Below are 19,699 nucleotides of genomic sequence, written 5' to 3' on the forward strand. Positions count from 1 at the left end.
CAGCATCGACATTCAACTAGGCACATGAAGAACTTCGCGATAGCCGCCATCGACGGATACCAGCGATTCATTTCGCCGTACAAGGGCTTCAGTTGCGCGCATCGCGTGCGCACGGGCGGAGCTTCCTGCTCGCGGTTCGCAAAGCGAGCGATTGCGCGCCTGGGCATGATTGCAGGCATGCTGGTCACCTTCCGTCGTTTCAAAGCATGCGCGGCTTCGGCACGAATGCTTTCTAACGCGGAATCCCGCCTGGCCGCAGCACCCCCGGAAACTCGGGCAGAGGCCTGCCCACTTTGGTCTCGCTGGGGCGCGAGAAAGTTTTCAGGGTGCTGCGCGTGCTGGCCGGGGTAGGTCAGAATCCGGCCAACATCGGACATTTGCCAGCACCCTTAAGCCATCGCGTTGCCGCGTTCAAGCTGACCTCGATCAAGAATCAGATGTTTCATCGAACTGCAGCTCTCATCCTGACAGCGTGCCTCGGCTTATCGGCCCACGCCGACCCGAAGCCCAGCCTTGCCTACGATGATGGATTCGTTTGGTACTTGTCCGGTCGCCTCGCGGCCGACCTCATCGGATTCCAGGCAACCGCGCGTGCCCAGCCACAACCAGAGGGAGAGGTGGCGGTTCAACGCGCCGATCTTGAGGTGCTCTATCACCGCTATCTCATCGACTGCAAAGGTCCGCTTCCAGAACTCGCCAAGGTGCTTGGGGTATCAGAACTGGAAAAGTCGGCGACGCCTATGTCCTACCTCGCTGTCGCGGGCAGTAGGGAGTACGAAATTTGGCCCATCGTCCGGCGATGGAACGACACCGTCATGCTGACCCTCGTTGACACATATGCAAAGGGCAACTACGGAATCTTGCCGGACTGCGTCCTCGAAGAGTTTCGGAGACAGAATCCGTTGGTCGTGCCGTCAACAAGATGACTTCTACAGTCGGCCACAAGCAGACATCGGGATGAGTGGAATGGTTGTTAGATACAGTCGGCCAGAATCAGACCTCCGCCCAGAAAGTTGAGCACGAAGCCTGACCCGCGTGAAGACGAATGGCAAACGCTGTATCGCTCCCTAGGCGCGACGCTATCGCGGTTTGGCGAAGAGGATGCCTACGGCAACGGTGATTACTGGATCGTCGACGACGACTATGGCGATACATCCCACAAGGTTTGTGTGTCGCGGCTCGCGTTCATTACGCCAGAGCTTGTTGCAGCAGTTCAGCGCTCGCTCTCTGACATGCCGCACTGGAGGGTGTTGCTGCAGGTTGACGAGGAGGTCAACGGCTTACCTGCCTCGTCGACTGGACTGACAGTGTGCTTTGACAGCGTTGAGCCGCACCCGAGCTCTCGAACTCGCCCGTAGTTCGGAATGCGGCCAAGACCAGACATTCCAATGAACCTTCTGATTTGCAGTTTCGATGGCGGAAAACGGGCATGAAGCCACGTCTTCGTCCGCCTACGGTCCCTTGGAAAGTCAGTCCGTCGGTCCCGCACATTGGCGTCACCCACCCAGACGTCGATGGCAGCGCATACGTGACCTTTATCGGGTTCTTCAAAACCGCTGGTCTGGATGCGGCAGCCGATTCGGTCACGGCGATAATCCCGGTCCCCGAGGACTTCGTCGAAGCGTCCGATTGGCACGGCTCTAGACACAGGCTGGTGCAGCTTGAATTCTCGAACTGCTTAAGGGTCCGACAAACACCTGCTTTCGCCGATACGGAGGTTGTCGAGGAAGAGGCGTACGACTGGTCGCTCGTACCAAGCAACATGCGAGAGGACGAAACCGCCGAAGCCTGCGTTCAACGTGTTCATGACCTTTGGTTGTCCACGGGAGCTTGTCCGGACCCGGGGATGTATGAGGTAGAGGGTTCGCTCTGGCTTGCGGCTCGAGGCCATCCTCGCGATGCTCGTCACTTTTTGCTGCTTGGGCATGACGACTATCTGGAGGTTATTGCCGACGGCTGGAAATGGAAACCCGGGCAGGCCGTGCTCTGAGCGGCAACGTTCATCGGCAGAATGCGGCCAAGACCGGACCTTCGACCCTACCCTCTGACTTCTCAAAACGATGAGCCAACTCTGCACCTTCGCGGGCGTCCGCATCGCTCTCCCCAACGGCTGGGTCGACACCAGCGACGACATGCCCAAAGGAATACCGCCCACTCTGGCAAAGCCGGAAGGGGTCGGGGCACTGCAGTTCTCTGTAGGACGGTATCTTTCGGGCGCCGACCCACAGGTCAGCCTGGACGACCTTGACGCGATCTCAAGGAGTTCGCCGACACACGTTCGCTTGGCGTGGCTGCGGACGTTGAACGAGGCAAGTCCGCAAGCCACTATGTCGGCGGGAGCTTCCTGCATGCAGGCGATGTGATTCGTGCCTGGTACTTGACCAACGGCCCCGACGTGGCACTTGTCACATACGTGGCAGCGGCTGAAAGCGGCGATGCCGCGGCCGAGCTCGCCGATGCGGGCACTATCGTCAGGTCCGTTGATTTCGGCTGAACTTCAAAGGGCAAGATGCGGCCAGAACCTGACATTGACGCGCCTCCTGATCATGTGTGGCGGCTCATTGCACTGTGTGTCGCTCTATCGAGCACTCCTGGATTCTCCTGCCGAAAGATTCGGTAGGCCTGGCTCGATCAGCGCTACTGAAGCCAATTCACGCTATCACAGGACCGGATTTTCCTTGTCACTTCCGAGGCGGAACATTGATCAATACACGCAGAAAATTCGCCCGCCCTCCCGCTTGATTCTTTGCAGGCCGGCGCACAGGCGACTCTTGCGTCGAAATTGGCGAGGATATCGGCACCCCCCTTGTTCAGCGCCTCCCACACGCCTGGGGTATTTAACTTGTCGATCACGGACTCTTTGACGCGATCTCGATCGATTTCCTTTCGTGTTTGATAGTCGAGGAGGATCTTTTTTTTCTCGTCGTCCCTTTCGCCTGCAACCCTCCGCTTTATGTCCTCCACGAACGCCCCGATGACATGAACACAATATGCGGATTGCAAATCGGCATTGCTAGCCGTGACTGTTGGATCCGAAGCTATGGCATCCGCGAACGTAGGTGCCGAAACCGAAGAGACTAAAAATGCTAGATACGTACGCAACGCGAAAACTCTCATGCTCGTATCCTCGCATATCCGACTGCTGAAGCAATCGCGATGGTTTCCCAGCCTGCGACGCTGCCGATTGGGCGTGGATCGGGCTCAGCATGCGGACGAAGCTAGGGTGCGACCGGCTACAGTCGGCCAATAGCTGACCTTCGAACGGCGAGGCCGAATGATAGTGAACATGTGTGGAGGAGCGACGTGAGCATGCTTGACGAAGGCCATCTCCGCGCGGCGCACAAGGCAGTTGTGGACACCGCTCGGGGCCTCGCGGATGGCACGGTCCCATTTGTTGAGGGTGTCAGGCAGTTGGCAGCCCTGAGATTTGAGGCGTCACGGCTTGACCATGACCCGGACTTCACGTTGTTCGTCGCTATTGCGAGTGAATCGGATCACCTGCCGCCGCACGAGCTCCGCAGTCAGTGTGCGTCGGCCTGGCTAGAACAGCGCGATCGCGAGGCGCGCGAGCTCGAGGTTCTTCACCGGCAGCAGGTTCGCGCTGCATGTGCGCGCCTTGTTGGCCGGTTTTCCTCATGAGTGCGGCGCCGTCCGACGGGCAGAATGCCGCCAGAACCAGACGTTCCTTGCATAGCTTTAGGAACGCAAAGGCGGCCTTGAATACCGAGCCAAACTGTCTTGCAGCCAGAGAGGTCGACGGAGTTAGCTTGGCGGCACCCTTCAAGATTGCGACGCACTGAGGAGGTGGTGAAATGAACGATCGATACACGAGACATCGATGGAAGTTTCTTTTGTTTGGAGCGATCACCGGCGTGTTGACGGGAATTTACTCCTCGACTGGAATCGAGCCCAGCAACTTAATTGGCGATCTCATCGGCGGCCTGATTCTCTGGTGGATTCTTTGGTGGCTATGGGCCTGGAGTAGGCGACGTGCTGACCGAAGTGAATCTAGTAGAAAAAGAGATGCATCGTGAATCAAAAGAACAATCCTCCTTGGTATCGTCTGGCCCTCATCGGTCTCTTCGTCCCGATCTTGGGAATGGCTCAAGAAAGTCCGTGTGCTTCCGCTCTGCAGGAAGCTTGTCGTACCGCTCAAAAGCTTGCCGCTGCGATCCAGCAACAACTGCCCATGAAGCCGAGCCCTCAAGTCTCTATTGAAACGGCGGTCGCCGAGAAGCACGTCGTCGTGGTGTCGGGAAGGTTTGCATTTGATGCTGAAACAGCGAATAGACATTTCAAGCAGAGCGGCGTCACTCTTGAGCAGTTCCAAGATCGCTACTCGCAATCAGTTAAACCAAGCTTGTGCCAACCAAGCTCCGAAACCTACCGGTTCTTTCGGATTGGCGGTGTTGTGGAGTACCGCTACGCTTACAGCAACAACGATCCGTTCATGAAGTTCGGCGTCGTTCGATGCGATTGAATCAGAGCACGGGCTGCAGGTCGTGCGACGCGAACACCATGTGGCCGCTCCCGACGTGTTTCTAGAGCGGCCTTGAGCCCTTTGCGCAGACATAGCGGCAGGCTACAGTCGGCCAGTACCGGACATTCGGGCGGACGTACAGTTTTTGTCTTCCAGAAGCATGTGCCTCATAGAAAGGAGCGTGGAAGAGTGGCTACCACTATGTATTGCTGGCGATGCAAGATCGATCTCCCGATTCTCACGGAGGAGGAATATGAACTGGTCTTCCCTAAGAGTTTCATAGAGCAGATACGGGAATATCGCGAGAAAACAGGGGTCGACTTACGTCAGGCACAGACGGACGTCGGAGAGCAAGCGCTAGCAATTTATGAGCGCATCACCGGCTTCAAAGAGACCAATCCTCTTGCTCTTTACCACCATCGCCTGAGCCTCTATGGGCCGCCGTCTTCTGAATGCGGGAAGCCGCTTCGCACTCCCGCCGCGAACTACTGCGCCACTTGCAGCGCGCCGCGCGCCGGTTCCGACGCTGGGCATTGACCTTGGCGACCAGCCGACCTCTGAAGCAGAATCCTGCGGGTAGTCATTCGATCCTCCGTCATATTCGTCATGCTCAAACAACCTCGGTTCGTGATCGCAGTGCGCGACCTGGCCCGGTCCGCCGATTTCTACCGCGACGTCCTGGGGTTCTCGATCGAGTGGAAGGAAGTGCCCGGCTGGCGTCTGTTCAGACGCGACGCCTGCACCATCATGGCGGGAGAGTGCCCGGACACACCTGCCGCGCGGGAACTGGGCGAGCATTCATATATGGCCTACGTTGAGGTCGACGATGTCACGGGCTTGCACAAGGATCTGGCTGCGCGGGGTGTTCAGATGGTCAAGGCTCTTCGTACAGAGCCCTGGGGCATGCGAGAGTTTGGAATCGAGACCATTGACGGTCACCGCATGATGTTTGGAGAGGATGTTTCTGGCCCTGACTGAGCCGAGGAAGCATCGGCGGTTGCCGGCCAAGACCAGTCATTCACTCGTGCCCTCAAACAATGAGCAATCGCACCTTCGCTTGCCTCTCCTGCCGAAAGCTGCAACGTCGGAGCCAGCACACTGAAGCGTTTTTTTGCCCACTGTGCGGGAAGGAGAGTATTCGGGTTCCATGGAAACTGCACGTCCCAGCACCTTCAAGGCTGAAGAAATGGAACGCTTTCTGGGAGCAGTATCTATATGAGCTGCGCCAGCTTGAGGATTTCAAGGCGAACAAGAGCAGACGAGTCCTGTACCTTCCATTGCTCAACCAAGCGTGGCGTAGGTAGAAGGCCGCACTCGGCCAACACCGGACGTTCCCGATCGCCTGCCAATTCGCCCGTCAACGCCGAAAGCATGACCATCGACTCTGACCTCAACATCGCCGAGATTCCCCACGAGTCGGGAGCCATCAGGTTCCGCTATGCCAGGGTGATGGCACCAGACAGGACACGATGGATCCGGCACGGTCTCTTCGTTGAATACCACGAGAACGGCACAGTGGTGTCCGAAGGCCAGTACGTTGATGGCAAGGAAGACGGGCTTTGGCGAGACTTCCATCCGGACGGCCGGCCTGCAGCCGAGGGATGCTATCGCGAGGGCAAGGAGGTCGGCGTGTGGCGGTTCTGGAATCCCGATGGAACCGAAGAGCCGAGCACGAATTTCAACTGACGCCAAAACCGGTCGTTCATCGTACCGCCAGTACCATCGTCGATGACTTTTTGAAGGAATGTCATGAAGCGTGCAAGCGCCTATGCAGTACTTGCAACTGAGCTAGAGGCGTTCCGCCTGCTGCCATGGCCCGTCCTTGCGATGCATGTCGGCGCCGATCCAATTTCAAAAACTGTCGACGTGGAAGGCGAGGAACTCCAGCTTGAAGTCCGGGTTTCAATGGCGGAGACGCGCCAGCAAGCAGTGAAGATTACTGCTGTTGCCTTCGGACCGAGCCACTTGCAAATGGAGCGTCTTGAGGAGAGCGTAACGGTTGCGAAGCACGATACGATCCAGTCACCTCATTGACTTCTGAGTCGGCCACGACCGGACATTCGCTCACTTCGTTCAATCGAATTTTTATGCCGTACCTTCAGTTAGACGTGACCTGCAGCTATTCCGTAGGCGACAAGAAGCGGTTGGCCGCGGCGATGAGTGAGACCTACGCGCGCATGATGTCCGTGGACATTCGGCGAATCAGTGTCGCTATCCGTGAGCTGGGCGAGGGCGGGGTGTGGCGTATTCCAGAGATGGGGGACGAGCCGACTCCCGTCTCAATGCTTATGTTGGACATCCGCAGAGGCCGGCCCGCCGAGCTGCGAATGCAAGTAGCAAAGGCCCTCTGCCAGCACTGCGTTGACATTCTCGGCCTGCAGGAAAACCAACTCAACGTCGAGTTCACTCAGCACGACGGGGACGAGATGTACCACCCGGCGCTTGGCGGTTACAGCCCAGACTGGAAGCCCGGCGAGGCGTGAAGCAGCGCAGAGAGCCTGAGGTCGCGACCGGCTACAGTCGGCCACAAGCGGACATCACTAACGGATTCCGGATGCTCCTCAGATGACGAGAAGCTACTGCCCTAAACATTGAGCGCCGAGTTGAATTCATGAACGACCGAGAGATCTACTTCAGCCACCTCACTTCCATCACAGGAAATCCGGAGCCCGAGGTTCATAGGGTCGGCTCAAGAGATGAGCCCTCAGACAGCGTGACCATCCTCGTATACCGCGACTGGCCAACGGTCGGAATGACGTCGGCGTTCACCTTCGGCTTGTCGCATGCAACCCATCCGGACTGGAAGCATGGTCGCGCCGAGTTGACCATTTCGATGGAATCGAACAACGATTCATGGTCCGAAGCGATAGGCCGCTTGGTAAGCGAACTGCGAGGGCGCTGCCCGTTCACATTCGGCGAGACCATCAATTATGGAAAGCCCATCAGTACAGAGTCGGCCATGAACGCGTTCCTCGTTTTCGCGCCCATTCATCTCACAAAGCAGGAAGCACAAGTCCGTCTCAAGGATTACAACTGCATCATCAAAGCGGTTTATCCGCTTTTCGAGGAGGAGCTAGGTCTTCTCGAGCGGCTTGGCCTCGAGGCGTTCTGGAAGCAGCCGGGGTGGGACATCTCCAGTCCGCATCGAGAAATCCTTAGCGGTGTCCACTGATGTGCGGGTTGACAGGAAATCCGGGCTCCTTTGAACATCGCCCGGGGCGGCAAGCTGCGATGCCGCAGCAGAGCTCGCCAAAGCTGGCACCATCGTCAGGTCCATCGACTTAGGAGCGTCGACGGGCAAAAATCGGCCATGAGGGGTCGTTCGCGATCCGTCCGAAAGCGGACGCTTACGCTGCGCACGCCAAGCAGCATCATCTCTCGCCACCGCGTTTGCTCATTGAACCGTAGGGCTGCGCTGGATGCTCCTAGCTGTCGACGCCGAATCGCTAGCCACTGCAACCGCCCGACAACGATAGCAACAACACAGAGAATTCGATCCCGTGCGTCGCGATTGAAGATGGCGATAGCATGTATGTCGTTTCTTAAATGACAAATTGGCATGCATGGCAGGCTTTGACGATCGGGTGACAAACGGGATCAGCGTGCTGTCCGCGATCGTCGACAGCGGCACGTTTGCGGCGGCTGGCGACATACTGAACATGTCGCAATCTGGCGTCAGCCGGTCGATTGCGCGGCTTGAGGCGCGGCTGGGTATTCGGCTGCTCGAACGCACCACGCGATCTGTCAGCCTCACCGACGAGGGCAGGCGCTTCTACGAGCAGGTGATGCCCCTTTTGGCCGGCCTGGAAGAGGCTGCGGCCTCCGCCGCCCAAGGCGCGGCCGCCGTTCGCGGGCGCCTGAGGGTCAATCTTGATCCGTATTTCTCTCGGCTCATCCTGGGGCCAAGGTTGGGCGCATTCCTCGAGAGCTATCCGCAGTTGCGCCTCGAACTGATCACAACGGATCGCCTGGGCGACCTTGTGGCCGATGGTTTCGATCTGGCCGTGCGCTTCGGAAATCCTCGCCCGTCGACACTGGTTGCACGCAAGCTGCTGGACACCCGGATGGTGACCATCGCAGCGCCCGCCTACCTCAAGCGCTACGGCCATCCCAAAGACCCACGCGAACTCGAGAAGGGTCATCACGTCTGCATTCAGTTCCGTGATCCGGAGTCCGGGCGCCCCTATCCATGGGAGTTTCACAAACGTCGCAAGAAGCTGGTGCTCGAAACCAGCGGCTCGTTGACGGTCAATGATGCCGGAACGCTGTACAGCGTGTGCCTCGCCGGTCACGGGATGGCCCAAGTCATGGACTTGGGCGTGGGGCCGATGATTGCCGATGGACGATTGGTCGAGGTGTTTCCAGACTGGCCCGATGAGCGGTTTCCGTTGTATGCGCTGCACCCGTCACGCCATCATGTGCCCGCGAAGACGCGCGCGTTTCTGGACTTCATCGTCGCGCTGCTGCATTAGCCTCCAGCTTCAATGATGATCTTGTGTCATTAATGAAATGACACCTATGTCATTGAAGTAACAGGCTCGTTCTCCGAGACTTCTTGCACCGCGGCTCAGTGCCGCCTTCCCAAGGAGTCTCGAATGTTCGCCATTACAGGAATCACAGGTCAGGTCGGGGGTACCGTCGCAAGGGCACTCATCGACAATGGACAGCGGGTACGAGCAGTCGTGCGCAATGCTGAAAAGGGCGCGGCATGGGCGCGCAAAGGATGTGAGGTCGCAGTCGCGGACCTGTACGATGCCGCCGCACTGAAGAAGGCCTTCGCCGGCGTGCAAGGGGTCTTCTTCCTGCTGCCGCCGGTGTTCGATCCGTCGCCCGACTTTAACGAAGCGCGTCGTGTGATCGCCGCCGTCCGTGAGGCGCTCGAAGTCGCGCGGCCCTCCAAGGTTGTCTCCCTGTCGACGATAGGCGCTCAAGCGCTGCAGCCAAACCTGCTGCAGCAGCACCAGTTGCAGGAGAAAAGCCTGGGAACCTTGCCGCTGCCTATCACCTTCTTGCGCGCCGCCTGGTTCATGGAGAACGCGACATGGGATGTCGCACCGGCCCGCACGACCGGCGTGATCCCGAGCTTTCTCTATCCGTTGGACAAGCCGGTGCCGATGGTCGCCACCGAGGACATCGGGCGCGTGGCGGCCGAGTTGCTCCAGGAAACCTGGCAAGGCAGGCGCGTCGTCGAATTGGAAGGCGCGCGCTTGTCACCCAATGACATCGCCGCGGCCTTTGGGCGCGTGCTCGAACGCAAGGTGCGGATGGAAGCGGTGCCGCGTGCCACCTGGGAGGCGCTGTTCAAGTCGCAGGGGATGAAGAACCCGGTGCCACGGGCCCAGATGCTGGATGGCTTCAATGAAGGGTGGATCGACTTCGAGGGCGACGCATCCAGCACGCGCAAAGGCACCGTGTCCCTGGATACGGTTCTGCAAACCCTGATCGCGCGCGCCTGACAGGAGTCATGAACATGAACGAAGACTTCAGTAGGCGCAATCTGCTCAAAGGTGCTGCCACGTTGATGACCGTCCCCGCGCTCGCCCAGTTGGCGAGCGCCCCGGCTATGGCGGCGACGGCACGTACCCCGAGCCCGGTGGCCAAATACCCTCGCAGTGGCGCCTTCAACTCGATCGATCGAATTCTTCAGCGTGCTGTTGACGCGAGGCAAGTCGCTGGCGTCGTTGCCATGAGTGCGACTGACAAAGGCATCGTCTACGAAGGGTCGTTCGGCAAGCGCGACGCGGCGCACGGTCCAGCCATGTCGCTCGACACCGTCTTCTGGCTGCTGTCAATGACGAAGGCGGCAACGGCAGTCGCCTGCATGCAACTCGTCGAACAGGGCAAGCTGCAACTTGACGATCCCGTGGGCAAACTGATGCCGGAACTGGCGTCGCCCAAGGTTCTGGAAGGCTTCGATGCGTCTGGTGCACCCACGCTGCGGCCAGCCAGGCGGCCAATCACCTTGCTCCACCTGCTGACCCACACCTCGGGCCTTACCTATAGCAACTGGAGCGACAAGCTGCCCCAGTACGAGAAGTTCACGGGTCTGCCCGATATCGCCGAAAGCAAGAACGGCGCGTTCGCCGCTCCGCTCGAGTTCGACCCGGGCGATCGCTGGCAGTACGGCACGGGCATGCATGCCGTGGGCAAGATCGTCGAGGCCGTTAGCGATCAATCTCTCGAGGTCTACTTCCGCGAGAACATCTTCGCGCCGCTCGGCATGACCGATACCGGCTTCTTGATTAGCAGTGCGCAGAAGCGTCGCGTGGCGACGACGTACATCCGCCAGTCGGACGGCTCGCTCACGTCGATGCCGTTCGAAATGCCGCAGTGCCCGGAGTTCTTCTCGGGCGGGGGTGGCCTGTTCGGCACGCCGCGCGACTACATGGCCCTTCTGCAGATGCTGCTGAGCGACGGTACTTTCCGTGGCGCCCGCATCCTGAAGCCACAGACGGTGGCCATGATGCGCCAGAACCAGATCGGCGATCTGAACGTGAACCCGCTGAAGACATCCGCGGCAGCGTGGTCGAACGACGCCGACCTGTTCCCCGGCATGCCGCAGAAGTGGGGCCTGTCGTTCGACATCAACACGCAGCCCGGGCCCAACGGTCGCAGCGCGGGCAGCTACGCGTGGGCCGGGTTGCTCAACTGCTACTTCTGGGTCGACCCGGTCAAGAAAGTGACCGGTGCGGTATTCACGCAACTGCTGCCGTTCTACGACGCGCGCATGGTCGAACTTTTCGGTGCTTTTGAGCGCGGCATCTACACCGGCTTGGCAAGAGCCTGAGCTCCTTACATCAACGAGCAAGAATGGATGCAAGCCTTGACCATTCACGGCGTCTCCGTCCCTCGGCTGGGACTGGGCACCTTCCGGATGCGCGGCATGGCCTGCCAGCAGGCCGTCGAGAGCGATCTCGCGCGGGGATACCGGCACATAACGGTTGAGAACTAGACAGGCTGAGTCGGCCAAAAGCGGACCTACCCATGATCTATCCAAAAACGCTTGAGGAAGCTGTCTCCAAAGCCCGGGGCTTCTTTCCGCTGAGAACAAGGACGTGCTTCGGAACTGTTCACTGGTGGCGGGGAAGAATCGATCAGCAGCGGACATATGCTGCTGCGGCAGAATCCGGGATATCTCAATCCACCCGGGTCGATCTCATTTCAGCGATGCAAAAGCGCGGACCGCGGCAATCGAACGTACAGCAGCAAAACGCCCATGTCGAGCGTTCGCTGCACGCTGAAGCAAGCTATTGGAGGCAGCATGGCCTGCCTCCGATCTTGGCGCGTGTGGGAGTGGAGCGAGGTGTCCAATGGGAAAAATCGATAGTGATTGAACTTAGCGTGGACTTCCCGGGAATGCCCAGCATCTTTGGTGAGCTGGTGACACAAGACCAGCGCTTCATAGCATTTGAGATCGACACAATGGGCGAAGTACGAGTGGAGCGATGGGCGGATGTGACGAACGTCCAGAACCTCAGCGAGCAAAATCGTGGCACAGGCGTTGGACGCGGGGCGCTCGCTCTCAGGGTTCTGCGTGACCTGAATGCGTAGATGCAGCGTGCAGCTGCAGTCGGCCACAACCGGCCGTTCGCACTGTCGGACAAAATTCGGCCAAGAACGGACATCTGAGAGCCCCTTTGTAGGATCTTTAATTAATGAGGGAGAAAAACCATGAGTTACTACACCCGCTTAGAACTGCAATGGGACGATGCCGACTACGCGCATGGAAGCCTCACGCCTCAACTGATCGCTGAAGCAGCCAAGAGCTTTGTTGTCAGCAATGGTTGGTCGCTGGATGTCCTCAAAGACCTGCTGGCGTCCGCCGAGGAAAAAGGGCTTGATCGCCCGGGCTACAACTCCATCTATGCCGAGCTCTTAATAGCAATGCTTCGAGAAATCTCGCTGGCATTCCCATCGGTCACGTTCTTTGCACGCGGTGTTGGCGAAGAAATGTTCGACACATGGGCTCGTGACATTCGCGCTGGCGAAGTCCATCGAGAATTTGGTCCCTTTGAGCCTGCAGAGTAACTGCTCTCGGCCGATTGTGTTGAAAAACTCGAGTGCCGCTCTCTTGGGCACATTCGCGGGGGTACTTAAACCCTTCCCCGAGTCGCGATCGTCGATCCTGGGCCGATCTGAGAGGTCGTTTTTCGCCGCCGAGACGCGGTGAACGCTGCGGCAGAGTTTTTCAACAGAATCGGCCAGAATCAGTCATTCAGAAACTTGACTCAAATCGCCCGGGAGTGGGCGTTCAAAGCGTCCGGGCGTACGATGCGCCTCGACTACGGGGAGTGCGCATGCGAATTGGAATCCGTGGCCGGGCCGTTGTGGCGCTGAGCCTTGCTTTGGCGTGTGCAATTGGCCTGGCGCAAGCCCCTTCCGAGCGGGATGGCAAGCTATTGCCCATGAAGCTCGAACACGGCGTGACCATCAACATGCCTGTCGACTGGATACCGTCCAACTCGGCGGGACGCCAGGCAATGCTCGGAAAAATGATGTCGACCTCCGGGGACGCTGAGCGTATCGCCCGCGGAGAGTCGACGACTACTACGCTACTCGCACGTCATGTTGGGCCTCAGCCGTTCGGTACGAGCGTGCGTATCGTGAGCCAGCCTCACAACGCATCCGAAATCAACATTACAACAGTCACCGAAGACGACCTTCGCGCCTACTCAAAACAGGCCGAGACACTCATGAGCAACACGCTCCGCTCATTGAACATGGAACTTCTTAAGCTGTCACCGTTGCGGCGAGTTAAGCTTGCAGGACGCCCCGCACTGTTCAGCGAAGCGGTGGAGACGACGCCGAGAGGAAACCTCTACGTACGGCAATATATTGTGGCTACAAGTGACCACAACTTTCGTGTGACGTTCCATATGCAAGACAGCGAGCGCGCCACTTGGATGCCAATGGTGGAACTGATGGAGCGCTCGATAAAGCTAGCGGATTGAACAGCCGCCAAAGGCCGGCGGTGCAATTAGTCGGCGTTCGGCCAAGATCGGTCGTTCGGTGGTCCGGCAGAATGCGCCCTAAAGCGGTCGTTCATCGGGGGCGGCATCGCCTTCACCAAGCATTCAGGGCAGACGCAATACTTGCGGCAATTCCAAGAAATCAACGTCGGAGCTGCCGACCAAAGGAAAGTTGTATGGGCATACTTTCGGACTTTGTTATCGCTGACACGGGCTCCGGCGTCCAGATTGGTGAGAGCATCAACCCCATAGATCGTTGGCCGACTTTGCAGGCGAAGGGAGTGGAAACAATAAAGCTGGCGACGTTGTACTGCGCAATAAGTGGCAAGGACTATCACAACGACCTTCAGAAATCGTTCCAACTCGTTGGTGGCGACAAGGAAGAAGGCCCATGGGTGTTTGAGTTTCCAGGTGACATCCTCAGATGCGTCGCACGTCTAGATTCGTCGAATCTTCATGGCGTTGCACAAGCATGGCAAGCAACAGAAGAGGTACAGATGGATGGATGGTCCGTGGACGACGCGTCTGAATTTATTCGCGCGCTTTCAGTCCACGCAAGGGATGCCGTGGCCGCCGAAAAGTCCTTGTATTTGTGGCTGTCCCTATGACGCGCTACGAGGACAAGAGCTGAATCTGAGTCGCCGATTTCGGCGACCCAAGCGAAGGTTTCGTGCCTTTTGCGCCGAAAATCCTTCAGACCACAGTCGGCCAAGAGCAGACACCGAATCCATGAACTTACGCCAAGGGATCGTTTTGGGATGCTGCTATTCCGCTTTGGGCAATTCCGATCGGCAGCTTCGGGCCCGCTCACGACAGTGTCGCGACCGGCTACAGTCTGCCAACACCGGATGCTCCGACTGACTGCCGATGCAAGAATCATGAATCGCCTACTCAACTTTCTGGTAGCTGCTGCAGCAATTCTGGGCGCATCTTCTGCCTATTCGCTCAGCCCCGCTCGTGCCAGAGGGGTTGAGGTCACTTTTTTGCCGCATGCGACATCGCTGACCGAGGAGCAACGTAGTCGTATTCAATACGCCGTTGAAGAGCTTCACCAAAAAGACTGGTGTTGGTTTGGCGCAGCAGTCGTGACGGGCTTTAGCAATGCCAGTGAAGGCGAACGCAAGAGACAGGAGCATTTGGCCCTAGCACGTGCTCAATACGTCGCGGGACTTCTCGAGCTTTACGGTATACCTCACTCGCACGTGTATTCATACGTTGGCCGCAATCCAGATGGCAAGTGGTCCTACGATGCCGCGCAATCGCTCCAGTTTGTTTCCGTGGAGTTCAATGCCACAAGTCGTCTTGGGATCGTAGGTCCCTGTCCGATCCTGAACGCGCCAAGCGGCCTGCGTCTATCCCCTTTGGACGGACACCCTCACAAATAATCCACGGCGTAGAACTGTGTAAATTTTCGGAAGTTCAAGGCTGTCCGAGTCCAAATGCGGCGGTCGAACCAATCACCTACGGCACTGCCTCCCTCCGTCGCTAGGCCGCACCCCTGAGAGACCGCTTCGGAGTGACGCGAATGTCTCTCTAGGGCGGCGGATTCAACCGGTCGATGCAACACACTAAAAGCTGCGTAGGCAGTCGGAGTGTTGCAGATGAAGTATCGGACCCGAACCTTCTATACGGATTCCCAGAAGGCACTGATGTGGGAGCGTTGGAAAGCTGGCTGGACTCTCCATCAGATTGCTCAGCTGTTTGATCGATCGCACGGATCCGTGCGAGGCATCTTGGTTCAGACGGGCGGAATCCGCCCGCCCGAACGACATCGCTCGAGGCTGGCGCTGACGCTTGCTGAGCGAGAGGAAATCTCGCGCGCCTTGGTGATCGGTCACTCGATCCGTGCGATCGCGGCGCGGATCGGACGAGCACCCTCAACGGTCAGCCGCGAGATCGAGCGCAATGGTGGACGAGTTGGCTATCGAGCGAACCAGGCCGACAGCGGAGCTTGGGATCGGGCACATCGTCCCAAGCGCTGCAAACTGGCAGAGAACCGCGCTTTGGCGTGTGTCGTGACCAACAAGCTGCGCCTGCTGTGGTCGCCAGAGCAAATCGCTGGATGGCTCAAGCATACTTATCCGTGCGACGAGAGCTTCCACGTGTCACACGAGACCATCTACCGCAGTCTGTTCATTCAAGCGCGTGGCGCCTTGAAGAAGGAGTTGCTGGAGCACCTCAGACGTACCCGCGGTATGCGTCGCTCTCGTCATCACACGCAGAAGACGGCGATCCATGGTCAGATCATCGATGCCGTTTCGATCAGCGAGCGGCCCCCTTGTGTCGAAGATCGAGCGGTGCCTGGTCACTGGGAAGGAGACTTGGTGTTCGGCAGTGCCAATAGCCAGATCGCGACGCTGGTCGAGCGCCAAACGCGGTACGTCATGTTGGTGAAGCTGGAAGGCAAAGACACGCAGACGGTCGTAAAAGCGCTCATCAAGAATGCTCGCAAGTTGCCGCAGGAACTCTACAAATCTCTGACCTAGGACAGAGGCACGGAGATGCATGGGCACAAGCAGTTCACGATGGCCACAGACATTCAGGTCTATTTCTGCGACCCACGAAGTCCCTGGCAACGCGGAAGTAACGAGAACACGAACGGGCTGCTCAGGCAGTACATGCCCAAGGGCATCGACATCTCGAGCTACTCACAGGCTCAGCTCAATGCGATCGCGCGACAATTGAATGAGAGGCCGCGCAAGACGCTCGGCTTCCAAACGCCCGCTGAAATGTTCAGCGAATCTGTTGCATCGACCGGTTGAATCCGCCGCCCGAAGCCGAAGTTCAGAAAACTCTAAAGCGGTCGTTCGCCGACTTCAAATCCGCCCTCATGATTCACGAAAAGAATGAGGCTGCTGTCTTCGGAATAGACCATTGCGTCATCTCGCCCGGGGCGGAAGATGTCCTGCCAGTTGTCGACAAAGAATGCCACATCGCACTTGAAGCACGCGGTCTTGCCGAACACTACGACAAGAGATTGACCGGCCGGCAGCCGGCTCCGCAACCATGTGGTCCCCGCTTCCTCGTCGTCGCCAAACTTAAGGCGCTCTATCCCCTGGACAGATGCCTGATTGAGTCCGAATTGAGACTGGGAATCGAACCGGAGCACGAGTTCGTATGCCTTTCTCGCCTTTACCGCGTCGAGCCAACGAATGGCATCCGCATAGTGAGCAAGTTCAGCGATGCGCCAGTTCATTCGAGGTAGGCGGTACGCCTAGGTCTCAGAATTTGAACCCGGCTCTAGGCTGAATTCCGACAAACGGAACGGCTGAGTGAAGCGAACGCCGTTGAATGTGTGTGTGCAGCATTTGCATTCCGGAGCCAGGCTGGATGGTCCAAGCTTCGGATTGACCCGTTGCAGAAGGCCGCTGTCATCGACATAGAGACCACTGTAGTACGACGACTCTCCGGCGCGTACGAACTCGTCACGGTCGCATTCGGTCAACGCGACCAGCCAGAAAATCGGATCGGCGCGATCGAGCCGGCTAACTGCCTCGGAGTACACCTCGTTCCAAGGTTTGCCTACATGCGCCAGCAGGAACTTGAAAAGAGGCGTGTAGTCACGACCGCGATGCTCTTTGGCGTGCATTGAACTTCGCTTCGCATCGGAGTGGGCTCCTTTCTTTGTGTTCCGCTGGTCACGATAGTCTCCACCGACCCTGATCTGCGGCCGGTGGGCCGTTGTGTTCTCCTTACGAAAGAGGGGGGACTTGTGCATTTTGTGATAGAGCGAACGGGAGGGGCGTGGCCAACTTCAGCTTCTGGCCGCATTCTGTCCTTGCTGGCGAGGTCAGGAAAAGACGAATGTCAGAACCGCGAACATGGCCAAAATGAATATGAAAGCAAGCCCGTCGAAAAACATGACGCTACGGGCGACAAGGCGAGGCAGGCTCGCGGCGAACGTTCGCAATCGGTCTGCGGACGGATGGCCGCGAGGATACATCGCCGCTACGACCAGGCAGCCAAAGAGGACCAGTGCGCCGAGCGAAAGTGCCACGGCTGCGAAGGCCAGCAGAAACCCAAACGCAGGAAAGTTGTTCATCAGTTAGTGCAACGTGAGTGCTTGCGAAGGTCCGATCTTGGCCGAGTGCGGGCTCTGCCTTAACGGACTCGAAGTCGCCTCGAGATCGAGAGCAAGGACGCAGCTAGCGCGCTAAACATCGAGCGCTCGCTGCCTGCGAATCTGACGTTTCTCTTCAGCATTAGGCGGCTTGCAAGCGTCGGAACGACGGCGTCGGAGGGACTTTATCGCGGTAGATCTTGCGCGCATCGCCCCAGGATCGTTCACCGTCTGGGCTTCTGCCCACTCCAATGAACCTTCGATGGGCGCCCCTCTCAACGCGCACAGGCAAAGCGTCTGCTGATATGCCATCCCGGAGTTGGAGAAGGTTCTGATCACCAGCTCTTGCAGTTTTTTCTGTTGTTCTTGCGGCGGCACCAACCCGTCATCGAAGCTCGTCAATCCGTTTAATGCGCCCAGCGCTCGCCAGAACGGGTCATCTGGCTCGTCCGATAGAGCGGTGGTCGACATGCAGTAGTCCAACAACACCGTTACGCTAGATTCAGAGCGAACTTCGCTTAAAACCGCAATGGCAAATGTTGCAAGTGCTCGATCGGCGAGCAACTGCTTCAGTGAGGCGATGCCGCCGCGGCCGTAGGCAATGCAGGCTGCAGCCCACCGCGCGAGCGGCGTTACTCTTTTTCCGTCTGCCAGTACGCCGTCCTCGTGCCATCCATGCTGCTTGCAGAGCCGCTCAATCTCATCAGCACCGTCCGCGCCGTACGCGAGTGAAAACCGAATCAAGTCTTCCGGATGAACCGCGCCACCGTAGGACAATGGGCCGGAGCCCTTGGCGGCCTTGCGGGCAAGATCATTGAATTTCATCGGAGTTCGGCAGGCGTGCTTGCGGCGATTATGTTGTTCGCCAGCTGCCATCTAGGCCAACGTGGCGAAGGTCTGCTTTGGCCGGATGTTGCCACAAGCGGCGGAGCAGAGATGAGCCAGAGGTGCCTTCCCAATCCTCAATAGCGTCCTGCTCAGGCGGCCCTCTTCGCAAGAATCCTGCGAGCGATCACATCAACCCCTTCGTCGGTTTCGCCTGCGCTCGGGTTCAGGGCCATGCGCAGAAGGTGCGGCTCGACCGCCGCCGCGAGTTGAGATGACGGATCAACAAGTTTCTCGAGTACCCAGTACTTCCAGACGTAATCCTCGGATTCGAAGATCGCGTGCAAATGAGGTGCCAGCGGCTCACCAATTCCGGCCAAGAAGGGAGTGAGGACCTTTGTGACAGGCCAGTTGATGTCTTGCATCCAGGCGAGCAACGCAGGAAGCAGCGCGTCGACGGCTGGGTAGCCGAGAGCGACGATTGCTTCTGCCTTTGGGAGATCGTGTTTGTCGACTGGTAGAAGGTGCGCCGTGTTGGGCAAAAAATTCTCCTTCCTCTTCAACAGCCGCTATTGGCCGACTGTAGCCGGTCGCGCTATCGTCGCGAAGGGCCCCTACCGGCCGTCTCCGGCTCCCAAAGCAGCCCATCTAGAACATCGAATTTGTTCCGCACCGACGATAGGTGTTTTAGGCGTTCACAACGTATGTGCCTGCAGCATGGTCGCCGAGGCGTCTGTTTTCACGGCCGAGGGCAAATAGCCAATCAATGAAGCCCAGTCCATTAAACGCGTTGCGGACTAGAGAGCGAGGCAGGCTGCATGAGTCACCTGTAGCCCTCTCCAAAACCTTGATCTTGAGGAGTCGCTTCCCGAAGCTTTGACCGTTCAGGCCATCCTTGAAAAACAAGTATGTCAAGGCTACCCCGATGGATGCGTATCCAACCAAATCAGAGAAGGTCTTCGGGGTGTACAGATATATTGGGAAGTTCACACCGAACAGCACGAAGAAGAGTCCAGCATAGTCGAGTGTCGCAGCTACAAATCGCCTCCACAGCGGAGCCAGCAATGACTGGTCGAGCGGGCGCAGCGCAGAGGCGCTGGCAGGCACTGTAGAAAAAGAGTGCGCAACATCCCGCGACGCCAATTCAGCTTCGAGCACGACCTTGGCCTCAGGCGTCAGGTCAGTCGAGCGAAGACGGATCAACTCGTCGGATTCAAAGCGGTCGTAGTGTTGCCTGAGATATGCGGCGTCCATGTTTCCCTCTGTCAATTCGGATTTTTGTATGCCGACGCCAAAAGACGGCACTTAGTCGATTGTTATCTAAGACTCGGTCAGCGCGCACGCGCTTTCGAGGGCCGAGGCCGA

At 58.1% G+C, this 19,699-nt stretch carries 27 protein-coding genes and 1 pseudogene; 21 read left to right on the forward strand and 7 right to left on the reverse strand.

What is annotated here, in order from left to right:
* Nucleotides 1-24 precede the first annotated feature (24 nt).
* The 5 genes from yidD to GOQ09_RS01705 all read left to right on the forward strand — a co-directional run bounded on the left by yidD (nucleotide 25) and on the right by GOQ09_RS01705 (nucleotide 2,494).
* Nucleotides 25-351 (forward strand): membrane protein insertion efficiency factor YidD, encoded by a 327-nt coding sequence (gene yidD / locus GOQ09_RS26580; protein WP_157611552.1) that lies wholly within the window; start codon nucleotides 25-27, stop codon nucleotides 349-351.
* On the forward strand, nucleotides 327-926 hold the full coding sequence (locus tag GOQ09_RS01690) for a hypothetical protein (RefSeq protein ID WP_157611554.1): 600 nt from the start codon (nucleotides 327-329) through the stop codon (nucleotides 924-926). The genes yidD and GOQ09_RS01690 overlap by 25 nt, the downstream gene beginning before the upstream one ends.
* An 87-nt stretch (nucleotides 927-1,013) precedes the next feature.
* Complete coding sequence (locus GOQ09_RS01695) at nucleotides 1,014-1,358, forward strand: hypothetical protein (protein ID WP_157611556.1); 345 nt, start codon at nucleotides 1,014-1,016, stop codon at nucleotides 1,356-1,358.
* Nucleotides 1,359-1,429: 71 nt separating this feature from the next.
* Nucleotides 1,430-1,990, forward strand: coding sequence for a hypothetical protein (locus tag GOQ09_RS01700; protein ID WP_157611558.1), 561 nt, complete (start codon nucleotides 1,430-1,432; stop codon nucleotides 1,988-1,990).
* A 297-nt stretch (nucleotides 1,991-2,287) separates the two neighbouring features.
* On the forward strand, nucleotides 2,288-2,494 hold the full coding sequence (locus tag GOQ09_RS01705) for a hypothetical protein (protein ID WP_157611560.1): 207 nt from the start codon (nucleotides 2,288-2,290) through the stop codon (nucleotides 2,492-2,494).
* Nucleotides 2,495-2,637: 143 nt separating this feature from the next.
* Here the strand turns inward: GOQ09_RS01705 and GOQ09_RS01710 are convergent, their stop codons facing one another.
* Nucleotides 2,638-3,117 carry a hypothetical protein gene (locus GOQ09_RS01710; RefSeq protein ID WP_157611562.1) on the reverse strand — a complete coding sequence of 160 codons (480 nt, stop codon included), beginning with the start codon at nucleotides 3,115-3,117 and terminating at the stop codon, nucleotides 2,638-2,640.
* Nucleotides 3,118-4,030: 913 nt separating this feature from the next.
* Here GOQ09_RS01710 and GOQ09_RS01720 point away from each other — a divergent pair.
* The 16 genes and pseudogenes from GOQ09_RS01720 (at nucleotide 4,031) to GOQ09_RS01795 (ending at nucleotide 16,211) form a co-directional block, all read left to right on the forward strand.
* Complete coding sequence (locus GOQ09_RS01720) at nucleotides 4,031-4,480, forward strand: hypothetical protein (RefSeq protein WP_157611566.1); 450 nt, start codon at nucleotides 4,031-4,033, stop codon at nucleotides 4,478-4,480.
* Between the two features lie 189 nt (nucleotides 4,481-4,669).
* Complete coding sequence (locus GOQ09_RS01725) at nucleotides 4,670-5,017, forward strand: hypothetical protein (protein ID WP_157611568.1); 348 nt, start codon at nucleotides 4,670-4,672, stop codon at nucleotides 5,015-5,017.
* Nucleotides 5,018-5,086: 69 nt separating this feature from the next.
* Nucleotides 5,087-5,458 carry a VOC family protein gene (locus GOQ09_RS01730; RefSeq protein ID WP_157611571.1) on the forward strand — a complete coding sequence of 124 codons (372 nt, stop codon included), beginning with the start codon at nucleotides 5,087-5,089 and terminating at the stop codon, nucleotides 5,456-5,458.
* A gap of 393 nt (nucleotides 5,459-5,851) precedes the next feature.
* Nucleotides 5,852-6,166, forward strand: a complete 315-nt coding sequence (locus tag GOQ09_RS01735) for a toxin-antitoxin system YwqK family antitoxin (RefSeq protein ID WP_157611573.1) — start codon at nucleotides 5,852-5,854, stop codon at nucleotides 6,164-6,166.
* Nucleotides 6,167-6,229: 63 nt separating this feature from the next.
* Nucleotides 6,230-6,514 (forward strand): hypothetical protein, encoded by a 285-nt coding sequence (locus tag GOQ09_RS01740; RefSeq protein WP_157611575.1) that lies wholly within the window; start codon nucleotides 6,230-6,232, stop codon nucleotides 6,512-6,514.
* Nucleotides 6,515-6,567: 53 nt separating this feature from the next.
* On the forward strand, nucleotides 6,568-6,963 hold the full coding sequence (locus GOQ09_RS01745) for a tautomerase family protein (RefSeq protein ID WP_157616543.1): 396 nt from the start codon (nucleotides 6,568-6,570) through the stop codon (nucleotides 6,961-6,963).
* 230 nt (nucleotides 6,964-7,193) lie between these two features.
* Nucleotides 7,194-7,652 carry a suppressor of fused domain protein gene (locus GOQ09_RS01750; protein WP_207309909.1) on the forward strand — a complete coding sequence of 153 codons (459 nt, stop codon included), beginning with the start codon at nucleotides 7,194-7,196 and terminating at the stop codon, nucleotides 7,650-7,652.
* Between the two features lie 391 nt (nucleotides 7,653-8,043).
* Entirely contained in the window at nucleotides 8,044-8,952 is a 909-nt protein-coding gene (locus GOQ09_RS01755) for a LysR family transcriptional regulator (protein ID WP_126748004.1), read from the forward strand.
* Nucleotides 8,953-9,075: 123 nt separating this feature from the next.
* Nucleotides 9,076-9,936 carry an NmrA family NAD(P)-binding protein gene (locus GOQ09_RS01760; protein ID WP_157611579.1) on the forward strand — a complete coding sequence of 287 codons (861 nt, stop codon included), beginning with the start codon at nucleotides 9,076-9,078 and terminating at the stop codon, nucleotides 9,934-9,936.
* Between the two features lie 14 nt (nucleotides 9,937-9,950).
* On the forward strand, nucleotides 9,951-11,267 hold the full coding sequence (locus GOQ09_RS01765) for a serine hydrolase domain-containing protein (RefSeq protein ID WP_157611581.1): 1,317 nt from the start codon (nucleotides 9,951-9,953) through the stop codon (nucleotides 11,265-11,267).
* Nucleotides 11,268-11,464: 197 nt separating this feature from the next.
* Complete coding sequence (locus GOQ09_RS01770) at nucleotides 11,465-12,031, forward strand: hypothetical protein (RefSeq protein WP_157611583.1); 567 nt, start codon at nucleotides 11,465-11,467, stop codon at nucleotides 12,029-12,031.
* Between the two features lie 120 nt (nucleotides 12,032-12,151).
* A complete protein-coding gene (locus tag GOQ09_RS01775) occupies nucleotides 12,152-12,508 on the forward strand; it encodes a hypothetical protein (protein ID WP_157611585.1) in 357 nt (118 codons plus the stop codon).
* 377 nt (nucleotides 12,509-12,885) lie between these two features.
* Nucleotides 12,886-13,431 (forward strand): hypothetical protein, encoded by a 546-nt coding sequence (locus GOQ09_RS01780; RefSeq protein ID WP_157611587.1) that lies wholly within the window; start codon nucleotides 12,886-12,888, stop codon nucleotides 13,429-13,431.
* 194 nt (nucleotides 13,432-13,625) lie between these two features.
* Nucleotides 13,626-14,057 carry a hypothetical protein gene (locus GOQ09_RS01785; protein ID WP_157611589.1) on the forward strand — a complete coding sequence of 144 codons (432 nt, stop codon included), beginning with the start codon at nucleotides 13,626-13,628 and terminating at the stop codon, nucleotides 14,055-14,057.
* 270 nt (nucleotides 14,058-14,327) lie between these two features.
* On the forward strand, nucleotides 14,328-14,834 hold the full coding sequence (locus tag GOQ09_RS01790; protein ID WP_157611590.1) for an OmpA family protein: 507 nt from the start codon (nucleotides 14,328-14,330) through the stop codon (nucleotides 14,832-14,834).
* Between the two features lie 216 nt (nucleotides 14,835-15,050).
* Nucleotides 15,051-16,211 (forward strand): annotated as a pseudogene (locus tag GOQ09_RS01795) (IS30 family transposase).
* Between the two features lie 32 nt (nucleotides 16,212-16,243).
* Here the strand turns inward: GOQ09_RS01795 and GOQ09_RS01800 are convergent.
* The 6 genes from GOQ09_RS01800 to GOQ09_RS01825 form a co-directional block, all read right to left on the reverse strand.
* The gene (locus GOQ09_RS01800) at nucleotides 16,244-16,645 is read right to left on the reverse strand and encodes a hypothetical protein (protein ID WP_157611592.1); all 402 of its coding nucleotides are present in this window, start codon (nucleotides 16,643-16,645) and stop codon (nucleotides 16,244-16,246) included.
* Between the two features lie 18 nt (nucleotides 16,646-16,663).
* A complete protein-coding gene (locus tag GOQ09_RS01805) occupies nucleotides 16,664-17,038 on the reverse strand; it encodes a hypothetical protein (protein WP_207309910.1) in 375 nt (124 codons plus the stop codon).
* Between the two features lie 201 nt (nucleotides 17,039-17,239).
* On the reverse strand, nucleotides 17,240-17,491 hold the full coding sequence (locus tag GOQ09_RS01810) for a hypothetical protein (RefSeq protein ID WP_157611595.1): 252 nt from the start codon (nucleotides 17,489-17,491) through the stop codon (nucleotides 17,240-17,242).
* A gap of 111 nt (nucleotides 17,492-17,602) precedes the next feature.
* Nucleotides 17,603-18,334, reverse strand: coding sequence for a hypothetical protein (locus GOQ09_RS01815; protein ID WP_157611597.1), 732 nt, complete (start codon nucleotides 18,332-18,334; stop codon nucleotides 17,603-17,605).
* A 152-nt stretch (nucleotides 18,335-18,486) separates the two neighbouring features.
* Nucleotides 18,487-18,876: a DUF5071 domain-containing protein gene (locus GOQ09_RS01820; RefSeq protein ID WP_157611599.1), complete on the reverse strand. Its 390-nt coding sequence runs from the start codon at nucleotides 18,874-18,876 to the stop codon at nucleotides 18,487-18,489.
* 145 nt (nucleotides 18,877-19,021) lie between these two features.
* Nucleotides 19,022-19,588: an RDD family protein gene (locus GOQ09_RS01825; protein WP_157611601.1), complete on the reverse strand. Its 567-nt coding sequence runs from the start codon at nucleotides 19,586-19,588 to the stop codon at nucleotides 19,022-19,024.
* Between the last annotated feature and the right edge of the window lie 111 nt (nucleotides 19,589-19,699).

Origin of the sequence: Variovorax paradoxus, from assembly GCF_009755665.1 — a bacterium.
Taxonomy (GTDB): Bacteria; Pseudomonadota; Gammaproteobacteria; order Burkholderiales; family Burkholderiaceae_C; genus Variovorax; species Variovorax paradoxus_G.